This is a genomic window from Acinetobacter wuhouensis, assembly GCF_001696605.3.
GTDB classification, from domain to species: domain Bacteria; phylum Pseudomonadota; class Gammaproteobacteria; order Pseudomonadales; family Moraxellaceae; genus Acinetobacter; species Acinetobacter wuhouensis.
Map to the genome: position 1 here is coordinate 3,447,343 of NZ_CP031716.1, position 13,222 is coordinate 3,460,564.

At 39.8% G+C, this 13,222-nt stretch carries 12 protein-coding genes; 10 read left to right on the forward strand and 2 right to left on the reverse strand.

The window, feature by feature from the left end:
• The first annotated feature begins 3 nt into the window (after positions 1–3).
• From BEN71_RS17160 to BEN71_RS17205, 10 genes are all read left to right on the forward strand, one after another.
• A complete protein-coding gene (locus BEN71_RS17160) occupies positions 4–1,371 on the forward strand; it encodes an ATP-binding protein (protein WP_068975076.1) in 1,368 nt (455 codons plus the stop codon).
• A gap of 18 nt (positions 1,372–1,389) precedes the next feature.
• Positions 1,390–2,394 carry an AraC family transcriptional regulator gene (locus BEN71_RS17165; RefSeq protein WP_068975075.1) on the forward strand — a complete coding sequence of 335 codons (1,005 nt, stop codon included), beginning with the start codon at positions 1,390–1,392 and terminating at the stop codon, positions 2,392–2,394.
• A gap of 136 nt (positions 2,395–2,530) precedes the next feature.
• Positions 2,531–3,160: a sterol desaturase family protein gene (locus BEN71_RS17170; protein WP_068975074.1), complete on the forward strand. Its 630-nt coding sequence runs from the start codon at positions 2,531–2,533 to the stop codon at positions 3,158–3,160.
• Between the two features lie 418 nt (positions 3,161–3,578).
• A complete protein-coding gene (locus BEN71_RS17175; RefSeq protein WP_068975073.1) occupies positions 3,579–6,416 on the forward strand; it encodes a monovalent cation/H+ antiporter subunit A in 2,838 nt (945 codons plus the stop codon).
• 3 nt (positions 6,417–6,419) lie between these two features.
• Positions 6,420–6,785 carry a Na+/H+ antiporter subunit C gene (locus BEN71_RS17180; protein ID WP_068975072.1) on the forward strand — a complete coding sequence of 122 codons (366 nt, stop codon included), beginning with the start codon at positions 6,420–6,422 and terminating at the stop codon, positions 6,783–6,785.
• Positions 6,785–8,587, forward strand: coding sequence for a monovalent cation/H+ antiporter subunit D (locus BEN71_RS17185; protein ID WP_068975071.1), 1,803 nt, complete (start codon positions 6,785–6,787; stop codon positions 8,585–8,587). Before BEN71_RS17180 ends, BEN71_RS17185 begins: the two co-directional genes overlap by 1 nt.
• A complete protein-coding gene (locus BEN71_RS17190; protein WP_068975070.1) occupies positions 8,588–9,109 on the forward strand; it encodes a Na+/H+ antiporter subunit E in 522 nt (173 codons plus the stop codon).
• Positions 9,106–9,381: a monovalent cation/H+ antiporter subunit F gene (locus BEN71_RS17195; protein ID WP_068975069.1), complete on the forward strand. Its 276-nt coding sequence runs from the start codon at positions 9,106–9,108 to the stop codon at positions 9,379–9,381. The genes BEN71_RS17190 and BEN71_RS17195 overlap by 4 nt, the downstream gene beginning before the upstream one ends.
• Before the next feature lie 36 nt (positions 9,382–9,417).
• A complete protein-coding gene (locus BEN71_RS17200; protein ID WP_068975123.1) occupies positions 9,418–9,798 on the forward strand; it encodes a Na+/H+ antiporter subunit G in 381 nt (126 codons plus the stop codon).
• A 69-nt stretch (positions 9,799–9,867) separates the two neighbouring features.
• Positions 9,868–10,500 (forward strand): riboflavin synthase, encoded by a 633-nt coding sequence (locus BEN71_RS17205; RefSeq protein ID WP_068975068.1) that lies wholly within the window; start codon positions 9,868–9,870, stop codon positions 10,498–10,500.
• Positions 10,501–10,558: 58 nt separating this feature from the next.
• Here the strand turns inward: BEN71_RS17205 and BEN71_RS17210 are convergent, their stop codons facing one another.
• The gene (locus BEN71_RS17210; RefSeq protein WP_068975067.1) at positions 10,559–11,452 is read right to left on the reverse strand and encodes a metal-dependent hydrolase; all 894 of its coding nucleotides are present in this window, start codon (positions 11,450–11,452) and stop codon (positions 10,559–10,561) included.
• 303 nt (positions 11,453–11,755) lie between these two features.
• Positions 11,756–13,177: an FAD-dependent oxidoreductase gene (locus BEN71_RS17215; RefSeq protein WP_068975066.1), complete on the reverse strand. Its 1,422-nt coding sequence runs from the start codon at positions 13,175–13,177 to the stop codon at positions 11,756–11,758.
• Positions 13,178–13,222 lie beyond the last annotated feature (45 nt).

Here is a 13,222-nt window from a genome sequence, read left to right on the forward strand (position 1 = left end):
CCTATGAAATTAGAAGCAATTCAGTTTCGGCACACATATCATTTTGCCGACTTAAAAATAAATTTTGATTATAAAAATAAGCCTATTACACTGATTGTGGGTGATCAAGCCAGTGGAAAAACAGCAATCATTAAAAATATGTACCAAGCGCTGACATGGTTCCCTGCACGCCTTAAGGATTTACGTACCCCAGGTGTCGTCATGTCCGACCAAGACATCATGACAGATCGGGTACAATCCAAAATAGATGTTCAAATCAGCTTTCCGACTGAAATTGGAAAATTACCTGAAAGTGAAACAACTGCTGAAAAAGATCTCAATCGCTGTGATTGGCAACTCTATAAAACTCTCAACAGTAGTGGAGTCGGTATCAGCAAAGTTGAATTACAACAATTAGAACAAGTGGTTGGGCTATATAACCAAGCAATTAAAAATGATCCTATCCAAGGTTTTCCACTCATTGCCTATTATCCTGCTGAACGCTTTGTCAATGAAATCAATGTACTCAGCAAAAATAACCCAGCTGTTCTATATCCGCACAATGCTTATGAACTTGTGCCAATTCCATATACGACTTTTGCTCGTTTTTTTGAATGGTTCAGAGAAATTTGTGATATTGAAAATGCACAAACAGCACAACTTTTTCAGACAATCTTAGCGCAAAAACAAGAACCAACATCTGTAGAAAGCTTACAAAATATCTTGTTCCATGCACGTTCACAACTCCATGCACCTAGCTTACAAGCGCTCAAAAAAACCTTGAATATTGTGATTCCAGAAGTAACTGATATTTTCCTAGAATATCAGCCCAAATTACAATTGATGGTGACCTATAAAAATCAAAGCTTTTGCTATCAACAACTTTCCAACACGGTAAAAAATTGGATCGGACTTGTTGGTGACCTTGTACGCCGTATGTGTCTGCTCAATCCTCTTAGCTTATTCCCATGTGAAGAAGGTGATGGAATTTTGTTAATTGATCAAATTGATGTGGATTTAGATCAATTTGGGCTGCAATTAATTTTAGAACGTTTGAATCAAGCTTTTCCACGTTTGCAAATTATTGCTACGGCGAGCCATGAAGAATTGCTTGATCAAGCAGATGAATATCAATGCTTTAAACTGGAAAATAAACAACTCTACGAAGTCAAAGCCAATTCCACATGGTTAGAATATCAAGATATTTATGAAAATTTATTGAAAACTAGCACTGAAACTTCGGAACAAGAACTGCTTGAACCAAGTATGCAAATGGTCAATGTACAAAAACTATTTCAACAATATCAGCATTTAAGCAAAGAACAACAAAGTGAATTAAGACAGCTCATCCAATCAGGGGATGACACTTCTTCACAAGAATCTTTGTTGTAAAAAATTCAGTTGATGTCGATGATTGATACAAAAAGTAGTGACGCAGGAATTTTCCTATGGATGACTTATCAAGCCATGCAACACATGGGCTTAGATGCGGCTGCTATTTTCCAAAGCGTCCATTTACCTGATCAAGCACCTGATAAAAACATTCGCCGTGCAAATTCGACCCAACAACGCTTTTGGCAAGCGGCTGAAAAAATTAGTGATGATCTCTATATTGGTTTACACGTCGGTGTGAACATGCCTACTTTTCGTGGGCAAGTGATTGAATATTTATTTTTGAGTAGCTCAACCTTTGGTGAGGGACTTGAACGTACACTCAAATATCAAAAAGTGTTGAGTAGTGCATTTCATCTTGAATTACAAAAGAATAATGAACATGCTTTTCTGACAGGTTTTCAGCACCCTGTCCGACACTATCAAGATTGTGCAATTAGCATATTAGTGAATTTTTTTCGTTATATCTCTGATGGAAAATTTCGAGTCAATCACATCCAGCTCCCCTATTCTAAAGACATTGATGCCAAAGAATACGAACATCAATGGCAATGTCCTATTGAGTTTGGTCATCTACAAGGGCGACTTTGCTTTGATTCGGACATTCTCAATCTGCCATCTCCAGCCGCAGAACCCAATTTATTAAAGATTCATGAGAATATTGCAGAACAGCAATTAGAAATTTTAGAAAAACACCAGTTGATTGATGAGATAGAAAAAATACTGGCGAGTGGTGTACTCGAATCTGGGCAGTTTGATCAAGAATACATTGCAGAACTACTGCAAAAAAATCCAAGAACCTTGCGTGCGGATTTACAGTTAATTAACAGCAGTTATGAAAAAATTTTAGCCAATTATCGTGAAAAGTTGTCCCGTAAACTTTTAGCCTATACTCAAGAAAATATCGATCAAATCGTTTATCTCACAGGCTTTTCAGAACCTTCAGCATTTTCAAGAGCTTTCAAAAAATGGACAGGTGAAACACCTACAGCCTATCGACAAAGGAAAATGAATAACACGTAAATAAAGCACCTAAATAGAAGTCTTTAATCGCTTTATTTGACAAATTAGGCAGAAATTTTCATGTCATTTCAGTCAAAAGAATAAATAAATATTTGCTTAAACTTGATAAAAATTAAAGATATGAAACGGTGTTATTATGCTAGGTTTTCCAATGGGTTTATTTGTTGCCAATGGCATGGAGTGGTATTTTCATAAAGTCTGGTTACATGAATTTCCAACAAAATATCGCAATAGCCCTTTTTTCACCCATATCGCACATCATAAACGTGCTCGTTTAAATGCTTTTCATGATGAAGGCTATGCTGAGTCGATGTTTAAAAATGCTGAAATTTATAATGAAAAAACAGCATTGATTGCGTTATCTGTTGCTGCTACACCATTATTGCCAATTGCACCTTTTTTCACTGCTGGTCTGTATTATGGCATTTGGAATTATTGGAAAGTTCATGCCAAGTCGCATCTAGACCCTGAATATGCAAAGAAAAGAATCCCATGGCATTATGACCATCACATGACTAGCAATCAAAATGCCAACTGGTGTGTGACTAAGCCATGGTTTGATTACATCATGGGTACACGTGTCATGACGGATGCTTCAGTGACTGAAACCAATCCATTAGCGATTGCGATGCCGAACTGGTTAGAAAAGCGTGTTAATAAAATTGCACGGCGTATTTTACCAAAAGCATTTGCCAAAATTGAGCAGAATACTCAATCTGATCTTCAAAATATGCGGCAAGGAATCGAAGTGGCGCTTGCGAGTTAAATCAACTTAGTTAGCACAGCTCTCACAAATCTTTTCTCATATGGTGAAATCTCAACAACTGAGATTCCACCATTTATATTCCCCTCCTTTCACCCTAATCCTCACACCATGCCCTTCATGAATATTTTTCAAACAATATAACCGTGCGATAGCGCGTATAATTCACAATGTTTGCGTAAAAAAAGACAAAATAAATTGATGTTATTCTGTTCATGTAATAAGATGAAAATGTCGATTTTGATTCGATTTTATCAATCTAAATTGATTTTCTAATCGTTTTCTCAAGTTGCGCAACACAACTGTTTTTTACTTATTAATTTAATTCGGCTTTCAAGATTTAAGTTATTGGACTGTTCTTTGCACTCCTCAAATCCTTGAAAGATAAAATTCACATAGGTTTTACAACCTATTCAAGACAATGGATATCCGTGTGCTACCGATTATTATCCTACTTCCGTTAATACTTGGCACAACCCTTGTCCTCTGGCTAAAACAATTCTCTCGAGGAATTACAGCTTTAGGGGCAATTGGAGTCAGTTTAAGCAGTTTCATCCTGCTCCTGACTCAAGCCAAACCCGTATTGAATGGTCAATCCATCTTAGAGCACTGGCAATGGCTACCTCAAGTTGGAATTGATTTAAGCTTCCGCTTAGATGCATTGAGCTTAATCTTTTCGTTGCTGATTACAGGCATCGGTACGCTGATTTATATCTATGCCTATTACTATCTCAGCCCCAAAAACTCTCTCAGCAAACTCTATACTTTATTGATGTTGTTCATGGCGGCCATGTTGGGTATTTCGCTGTCGAATAACTTAATTATTTTGTTGGTTTTTTGGGAACTCACCAGTATTTCCTCATTCCTTTTGGTCGGATATTGGAGCAATTACGATGCAGCCCAAAGAGGCTCACGTATGGCGCTTACCATTACAGGAATGGGTGGTTTAGCCATGCTCGGTGGCTTTATTCTATTGGGGCAAATTGCGGGAACGTATCAAATTGATCAACTCACAGGTATGGCGCAACACATTCAAAATAGCGCCTTATTTGTTCCTGCTTTATTACTGATTTTATTAGGTGCTTTTACCAAAAGTGCGCAATTCCCGTTCCATTTTTGGTTACCTAATGCGATGGCAGCACCAACGCCTGTTTCAGCATATTTACACTCAGCCACGATGGTAAAAGCAGGGATTTTCCTTGTTGCTCGCTTATTGCCTATTTTTGTCGGCTCAACACTGTTTCATAATCTTGTGACCACGATTGGTCTATTCACCTTATGTATGGCCGCTTTTTTTGCCATTTTTAAAGAAGATTTAAAAGGTTTATTGGCTTATTCAACGATCAGTCATCTTGGTCTGATCATGTGTTTGCTTGGAATCGGCTCTCCGCTCGCTGTCGCTGCGGCAATTTTCCACATCATTAACCATGCTACATTCAAAGCAGCATTGTTCATGATCGCGGGGATTATTGACCATGAATCTGGTACGCGAGATTTAAGAAAGCTTAGTGGTTTATGGCAACTTCTTCCATTCACAGCAACATTGACAATGATTACTGCTGCAGCAATGGCAGGTGTTCCTTTGACCAATGGTTTCTTGTCTAAAGAAATGTTCTTTACTGAACTGTTGGCAAATCTATCAGGTGCCTATGTTGTTTTAGCAGCAATCGTTGCGACATTGGCGGGGTTATTTGCTGTTGCCTACTCTGTTCGCTTGGTTCACGGCGTATTCTTTGATGGTGATGTGGGTCGTGATGTTCCAAATAAAGATGCTCATGAGCCGCACATTGGTATGCGTGCGCCCGCAATATTATTGGCAATTTTATGTATTCTAGTGGGACCACTTCCTGCACTCTTGGTAGAAAATATTGTCAATGCAGGAACCAAAGCAACGACACAACTTCCGCAATTTGAAGGTGTTCATTTAGCCATTTGGCATGGGTTTAATCTGCCTTTATTGATGAGTGCGATTGCATTAGTCGGTGGTGTGATTTTCTACTTTGCCTTAGCCAAAGGCGGGCGCATCCGTGAAATCGACCTAGACCCAAGTTTAGGGCGTTTGCAAGGTAAATTGCTATTTGAAGATTTCCTCAAAAATCTATTACTCATTTCGCGCAAAATTAAAAAGAAAACTGAAACAGGTTCTTTGCAGAACTATTTATTGTGGATTTTAGTGTTTAGTGTTGTATTGGTTGCAACACCATTTATTGGTCAAAATATTACAACAGGTACGCGAGAACTGACACACGCGCCACTCGTTGCAATTGTCTTATGGTTACTCCTCTTCTCAGCATGTTGGATGATGTTGTGGTTTCATCATGAGCGTATCAAAGCCGTCTTAATCAGTGGTGCGGTAGGTTTAGTGGTCACTATGATTTTTGTGACCTTATCTGCACCTGATTTGGCTTTAACGCAAATCACAGTCGATGTGGTGACTACTGTTTTACTACTCATGAGCTTGTCACTACTTCCACAACTGACACCATATGAATCAAGTCGTACACGACGTTGGCGTGATGCTGTCATTGCCATTGGTGGTGGTTTAGGCATCAGCTGGATTGCATGGTTGATCATGACTCGCGACCACAATTCAATTTCGTGGTTCTTTGTACAGCAATCACTTCCACTCGGCGGCGGTTCGAATATTGTCAATGTCATTCTCGTAGACTTCCGTGGCTTCGATACCTTTGGCGAGATCACCGTACTCGGTATCGCTGCAATTGGCGCACTATGTTTAATGGATGGTATGCGTGCGCACGGTACAACCATGACCGAAGGTCTAAGTTACCGTTTTAACCCATCTCCATTGATGTTCCGTATGACTGCATCTTGGGTTTTGCCGATTGCACTCGTCGTGAGTTTATTCATTTTCCTACGTGGACATAATTATCCTGGTGGTGGTTTTATTGCTGGCTTAATCACATCTATGGCATTGATCATTCAATATATTGCACTTGGACAAGATCAAGCCGAGCACATGCTCAAAGCCAAGTCTGGTCGCTTATATGAAGTTTGGATCGGTTTAGGATTGATTATTGCAGGCTTAACAGGTATTGCTGCATGGCTCTGGGGTCGTCCATTCTTGACCAGTGCGCATGTTTATGTGGAATCGAGTCTGTTTGATACCTTCCACTTTGCATCAGCAGCTGCATTTGATTTAGGTGTATATGGCACAGTGGTTGGTGCAACCATGTTGCTCATTTCTGTTCTTGGCGATTCTCGACATTCAAGTATGTCGGGTCCTGTACCAAAGGAGTAATTCATGATCAGTTTAGAATTTTTAATTGCAACTGGGATTGGATTATTGGTTGCCACGGGTATTTATTTGATTCTACGTGCACGTACCTTCCCTGTAGTTTTAGGTTTGGCCATGATCGGCTATGCAGTGAATATCTTTCTTTTTGCAATGGGAAGACTACAAACCAATTCACCTGCGATACTCACCCAAGCACATAAAGTGACAGACCCTCTTCCACAGGCTTTGGTACTGACTGCAATTGTGATTGGTTTTGCCACCACAGCTTTTATTGTGCAATTGGCACTACGCAGTCGTTTTGAGTCGGGTACTGACCATGTCGATGCCAAAGAAGAACAGAGTAACTTTGACCCGCGTGAGGATGAGCCATAATGAGCAGTTTTTTAAATTTTTGGTCCGCTCATTCTCCAATTTTCAGTATATTAATTCCTGCATTCACAGGTTTTGTGCTGATTTTATTGGGCAATCCCGGTTCAGGTTCTTTAAAACAGGATTGGCGTCAGCCGTGGCGTAGAGGCATCAGTTTAATTTCCGTATTACTGGGATTAGCCACTGCGATCAGCTATCTGATTCAAGCCAATACTGGAAAAATCTTTGTTTACCAACTCAGTGAATGGACAGCCCCTTTTGGCATTGTAATGGTCTTAGACCGCCTTTCTGCGCTGATGCTTGTGCTAACTTACGCCCTTGCTGCACCGATTTTATGGTTTGCCAGTAAAGAATGGGATGAGCGTGGGCGATATTTCCATGCGATGTTCCATTTATTATTAATGGGACTATGTGGTGCGTTCCTCACAGGCGATTTATTTAACCTATTCGTTTTCTTTGAAATATTGTTAATGGCATCCTATGTGCTGTTATTGCATGCACAAGGTAAAGCTCGCTTTCAACTCGGTATTCATTACGTCACCATTAACCTATTGGCTTCTGCGCTGTTCCTGATTGGGCTTGGCATGATCTATGGCAGTGTCGGTAGCTTAAATATGGCTGACGTTGCACGTATCTTGCCAACACTGGAAAATGATCAACATCGTTTGGCAATTGCAGGTGGATTACTACTCTTCGTTGTATTTGGTATTAAAGCCGCGATGTTACCCGTCGGTTTTTGGCTTCCAAAAACCTATGCTGTGGCGACCACGCCTGTTGCAGCAATATTTACCATCATGACCAAAGTTGGGATTTATGCAATTTTACGTGTCAATGGTACGGTGTTTAATGATGCGCTTGGGCAATCGCTGTTAAACACCTGGTTACTCCCGATCGGCTTACTCACCTCACTTTATGGCGCCATTGGAGCATTGGCTTCAGAGCGTTTAAGACGCTTTGTTGGATTCATGGTACTGTCTTCAATAGGCACTATCTTAGTTGCGATTTCACTCTCAAATACGCAAGCTTGGGCAGCAGGCTTATATTATTTAGTCCACAGTACCATTATCGCAGCGTCATTCTATTTATTGTGTGGCTGGATCACCTCACAACGTGGAGCGTTTAAAGATCATTTAAAAGTTGCACCGAAAATGAAGCAAGAAAAAGCCATTTCTATTGCATTCTTTTTAATTGCGCTAATGATGGCAGGTCTACCCCCATTTAGTGGGTTCTTAGGCAAAGTTCTACTTCTACAAGCAACTGCCAATCATGCTTTTCAGATCACGATTATTGTGATTATTCTCATTGTGAGTTTATTGAGTATCATTGCATTTACACGTGCTGGTTTTATCCTGTTTTGGAGAGCAACAACACCTGAAAGCAACCCACAAGAAGAAGCGTTTATTGCCTATCAACAATTGCCGAATCAAGCCCCTGCTCGTAATGATAAAACCATTTATTTATTACTTGCTGGATTGATCGCCTATGTTGCATGTGCTGCGCCGATTTTAAGCTATGTTGAAAAAACAGCTGCTCAAATCACAGATGCACCATTGTATCAACACAGTATTTTAAAAACAGATGAGCATGGTCAGGTCATTAGTGTTGAACCATTCGATCCAAACTATGTCCCTGAAACGAAATATAATGGTGAAATGGTAGATCCAAATGCACATTATATTCCGTATCTGATTAGCCCCGAGACTTTAAAGGGTGAGCATATTTCTGAATATAAAAAGCGTCAGATCCAAGGACAAGAGCAACAACAGCAAGTTGAAAATGATCAACTCAAACCAATGGAGCAATAAATGCAAAAAAATTCTTTATTCGCTCGGATGGTACCACATCCATTTGTTTCGGTAATTGTGGCAATGAGTTGGTTAATGTTGAATCACAGCGCAGCATTATTTGATGTTGTTGTTGCGATTGTTCTAGGCTTAATCATTCCTAAACTGATACAGCCGTTTATTGTAAATACGCCGAATATTCATTGGAATATTGCAATAAAACTATTCTTTGTGGTGCTATGGGACATTATCATTTCAAATGTTAGAGTGGCTAAACAAGTACTCGGTTCAACCAAAAACTTAGAGCCAAAATGGTTTCGTGTTCCATTGGAAACTGACCATGAACATGTGAACACTTTACTCGCGATGATCATCACCACGACCCCGGGAACTGTCAGTGCTGGGATTGACCAAGAACGTGGCGACATCCTTGTACATGCCTTAAGTTGTAGTGACCCAGATGCTGAAATTGAAGCGATTAAACAACGCTACGAAGTACCATTGATTGAAATTTTTGATGTTCAGCAAGGAGATAACACATGATCATTCTTCCTTATGTTTTAGGTCTTTGTTTACTTGCTGTCACCATCTCCATGCTATTGTGTTTAATTCGTCTTGTCATGGGACCCTCGATTGTTGATCGCTTGTTGGCACTCGATACTTTGTTTTTAAATGCCACCTGTTTAATCGTTATCCTTGCAATTTATTGGGCGAGTACCAATATGTTTGAAGGCGCTTTACTGGTTGCAATGCTTGGTTTCGTCTCTACCGCTGCACTTGCCCGTTATTTCACAACGGGTCATGTAATCGATTAAGGAGAACTATCATGGAGAATCAACATGGGAAATAATATGCAACTCCTCATGGAAATTTTGGTTTCTTTCTTTTTGATCGTCGGTGCATTTTTCACATTGGTCGGTGGTATCGGCATGGTCAAACTACCCGATTTGTTTATGCGATTACACGCACCTACTAAGTCAAGTACTTTAGGTTTAGGTAGTTTTTTAATTGCGGGGATGATTTATGCAGCATTTAATCATCGCCTTGGTTTTGCTGAGATTTTGATTACACTACTCGCATTTATTACGGCACCTGTATCTGCAAATTTGATTGCACAAGCTGCGATTCATTTGCGTTTACGTTCAACCTCGGGTGATGTACCTGAAGCGATTAATCGACCATTGCCATGGCAACGCCAAAAGGTCATCAAACAATTTAAAGATGAGATTTAAATTATACTAAGACTCTGTCTTTACTTTTAAATCGTTACAATAGTCGCTCCCCAAATAAAGAGTATCAATATGTACACAGGCATCGTTCAAGGCTTAGAAAAAGTTGTCAATATTCAACAAGGTGACAATTTCACGACCTTATACATCTCCAATGAAAATCATTTTTTTGATGATATTTTTATTGGTGCCAGCGTTGCTATTGATGGTACGTGTTTAACTGCGACAGGCTATGATCCTGTTTTAAATATGGTGTCTTTTGATGTGGGTGCATTTACCACTTCATTAACAACATTGGGTTTTTTAAACATTGGAGATGAAGTCAATATCGAGCGTTCCATTAAAGCGGGGATGGAAAATGGTGGACATAACCTATTTGGTCATATCGAAGGCATGGCAAGCATTAAAGATGTGGTACATACAGGTGAAACCGTGCATATCGATCTTGTAATCCCTGACGACAATATCAAATATTTCTTTAAAAAAGGTTTTATTGGCTTACAAGGCTGTAGTTTGACCGTCAACCGTGTTGATCGTAAGACCAATGAAATTTCAGTTGATCTAATACCCGAAACGCTTCGATTGACTACATTTAAAAATGCACAAATCGGCGGAAAGTTGAATTACGAAATTGATCAAATGACCCGTACGATGGTGGATACACTCGAAAGTATCCATGAACGATTAAACAATAAAATGGAATAAAATCTATTTCCCAATAAAAAAGCCAATGATCAACATTGGCTTTCTTTTATTAAATCAATCAACTATAAAGTTGCGGGTGGACTTCCTCCTGGAAGCTTTCCATCCCATATTCATCTGCTAAACGCTCTTTCCAATATGCCACAATTTTTGAATAATCAATTTCATCAGGATGAAAATCAGCTTTGTAATAAGATAGATATTCAGGAATCAGTGAAATCAACATTTTTGAAATCATATAAATTCCAAAAATATTTTGTGGAATTTTCGGTAAGCTTTTTTTCCAGTCCTGCATGAACAGACGTGATGCAGAATAGAAAGTTAAACTCGCAAAACCTGTGGTCACATTACGCATGACTGTACGGCGAGTACGATCATCTTTATACAACGCTTGATACACATCAAAAGCCACTGAACGATGCTCAATTTCTTCGATCGCATGCCAAACCCAGAGTTTAATTGCATCGTCGTCTAAGGTCTGCAACACTTCTGGATGACGCAGAATATAACCACCAAGCAAAGCCGTAAAATGTTCAAATGCTGCGGTTACTGCAAGCTGTAACTTTGGATGTACACTTTTAATAAATGCATCACGACGTCCCAACCATGCTTGGAAACTATCTAAATTATAATCATCACGACGCCAAGCATCATTAAACTCAGTATGAGCTTTGGAGTGCATCGCTTCTTGCCCAATAAAAGCCGCAATCTGAGCTTGCAATTTTTCATCGGTAATTTTATCACGTACATTTCTTACACTATGAACAAAGAATTGTTCGCCGATTGGAAATGTCGAAGACAGTGCTGTGAGTAAATGGGACATCACAGGTGAATTGGCAAAGAAATGTCTGCGAATTTTTTTAGGATTAAAGTCTGGTTTACGAACTTTAATGCCAATGGCTTTAGGACGGTTTAAATATGATTTTTTTTCTGCCGTCGCTTGAACTGTAGACATCGGTCTTATCCTACATTTGTCTGAAATCCATTCTATCTTGGCAGATTCATTTTTTTTGTATATTGCAGAATAAATCACAGAATGGCGAAAATGCTCACATTGTCAATTCAGCCACATCAATTATATCTCATTGTTGTCATTATTTTCATAATAATCATTATTTATTAATATCTTAGTAACTCATCCAAACAAGTAAAATAATTCACATTTTGTCACTAAAACCTACAAACATCCGATAAAACAAAACCCACATTGCTGCGGGTTTTGGAAATGGGTCTTTGGAGTTTAAACGTTATCGTCCAATCAAACGTCAAGGTAATCCAAAATACCTTCTGCTGCTTCACGCCCTTCCCAGATTGCTGTAACAACCAAGTCAGAACCACGAACCATGTCACCGCCCGCAAAGATTTTTGGATTCGAGGTTTGGAATTTATATTGTTGCTTTTCAGCAGCCAGTACACGACCAGAACCATCAAGGTTAATGTTCGCACCTGCAAACCAATCTGCTGGTGATGTGCGGAAACCAAATGCAAGCAATACTGAATCAGCAGGTAGAATTTCTTCAGAACCTGGAATTGGTTCAGGACTACGACGACCGCGGCTATCTGGCTCACTCAATTGAGTGGTCACAAATTTCACACCTGTAACTTTGCCGTTTTCACCCACGATTTCAATCGGTTGACGGTTGAATTGGAATTCAACGCCTTCTTCACGTGCATTTTTCACTTCACGACGTGAGCCTGGCATGTTTTCTTCATCACGACGATACGCACATGTTACAGACTCAGCGCCTTGACGAATCGAGGTACGGTTACAGTCCATTGCAGTATCACCACCACCTAACACGATGACTTTTTTACCTTCAACACTGATGTATTCTGATGGGTCTTTTTCCCATCCTTGAGTACGGTTGACATTGGCAATCAAGAAATCAAGTGCATCAACAACACCATCTAGATCTTCACCCGCAAAACCGCCTTTCATATAAGTGTATGTTCCCATACCCATGAACACAGCATCGTAGTCTGTAAGGAGTTGATCAATAGTGATATCTGTACCAATCTCAGTGTTTAAACGGAATTCAACGCCCATACCGGTGAAAATTTCACGGCGGCGTTTCATTACATCTTTTTCCATTTTAAATTCTGGAATACCGAATGTTAGAAGACCACCAATTTCAGGACGTTTATCAAATACAACCGGTTTCACACCATTACGCACAAGAATGTCTGCACAACCTAAGCCTGCAGGCCCTGCACCAATGATTGCAACTTTTTTATCTGTCCATTTGACATGTGACATGTCTGGACGCCAGCCAAGTGCAAATGCTGTATCGTTAATATATTTTTCAGCATTACCAATGGTCACTGCACCAAAGCCATCATTTAAGGTACAAGCGCCTTCACATAAACGGTCTTGTGGGCATACGCGACCACAGACTTCAGGCAAAGTATTGGTTTGGTGACAAAGTTCAGCTGCTTGAAAAATACGACCTTCTGCAATCAGCTTTAACCAGTTTGGAATATAGTTATGTACAGGACATTTCCATTCACAATACGGGTTACCACAACCTAAACAACGGTGGGTCTGATTTGCTGCCACTTCCGCTGTAAAAGGTTTATAAATTTCCACAAACTCTGCTTTGCGGACATTAATATCTTTTTTCTCTGGATCTTGGCGTGCTACATCCAGAAATTGAAAGTCATTATTTAGGCGCTCTGCCATGTCTCTCTCCGTGGGTGAGCGTGGATAACTTTTCATACACTTCTG

Bases quoted from the DNA above. Each gene is read 5' to 3' on its own strand.
- BEN71_RS17160 (WP_068975076.1), top strand. From the start codon at position 4: ATGAAATTAGAAGCAATTCAGTTTCGGCACACATATCATTTTGCCGAC.
- BEN71_RS17165 (WP_068975075.1), top strand. From the start codon at position 1,390: ATGATTGATACAAAAAGTAGTGACGCAGGAATTTTCCTATGGATGACT.
- BEN71_RS17170 (WP_068975074.1), top strand. From the start codon at position 2,531: ATGCTAGGTTTTCCAATGGGTTTATTTGTTGCCAATGGCATGGAGTGG.
- BEN71_RS17175 (WP_068975073.1), top strand. From the start codon at position 3,579: ATGGATATCCGTGTGCTACCGATTATTATCCTACTTCCGTTAATACTT.
- BEN71_RS17180 (WP_068975072.1), top strand. From the start codon at position 6,420: ATGATCAGTTTAGAATTTTTAATTGCAACTGGGATTGGATTATTGGTT.
- BEN71_RS17185 (WP_068975071.1), top strand. From the start codon at position 6,785: ATGAGCAGTTTTTTAAATTTTTGGTCCGCTCATTCTCCAATTTTCAGT.
- BEN71_RS17190 (WP_068975070.1), top strand. From the start codon at position 8,588: ATGCAAAAAAATTCTTTATTCGCTCGGATGGTACCACATCCATTTGTT.
- BEN71_RS17195 (WP_068975069.1), top strand. From the start codon at position 9,106: ATGATCATTCTTCCTTATGTTTTAGGTCTTTGTTTACTTGCTGTCACC.
- BEN71_RS17200 (WP_068975123.1), top strand. From the start codon at position 9,418: ATGCAACTCCTCATGGAAATTTTGGTTTCTTTCTTTTTGATCGTCGGT.
- BEN71_RS17205 (WP_068975068.1), top strand. From the start codon at position 9,868: ATGTACACAGGCATCGTTCAAGGCTTAGAAAAAGTTGTCAATATTCAA.
- BEN71_RS17210 (WP_068975067.1), bottom strand. From the start codon at position 11,452: ATGTCTACAGTTCAAGCGACGGCAGAAAAAAAATCATATTTAAACCGT.
- BEN71_RS17215 (WP_068975066.1), bottom strand. From the start codon at position 13,177: ATGGCAGAGCGCCTAAATAATGACTTTCAATTTCTGGATGTAGCACGC.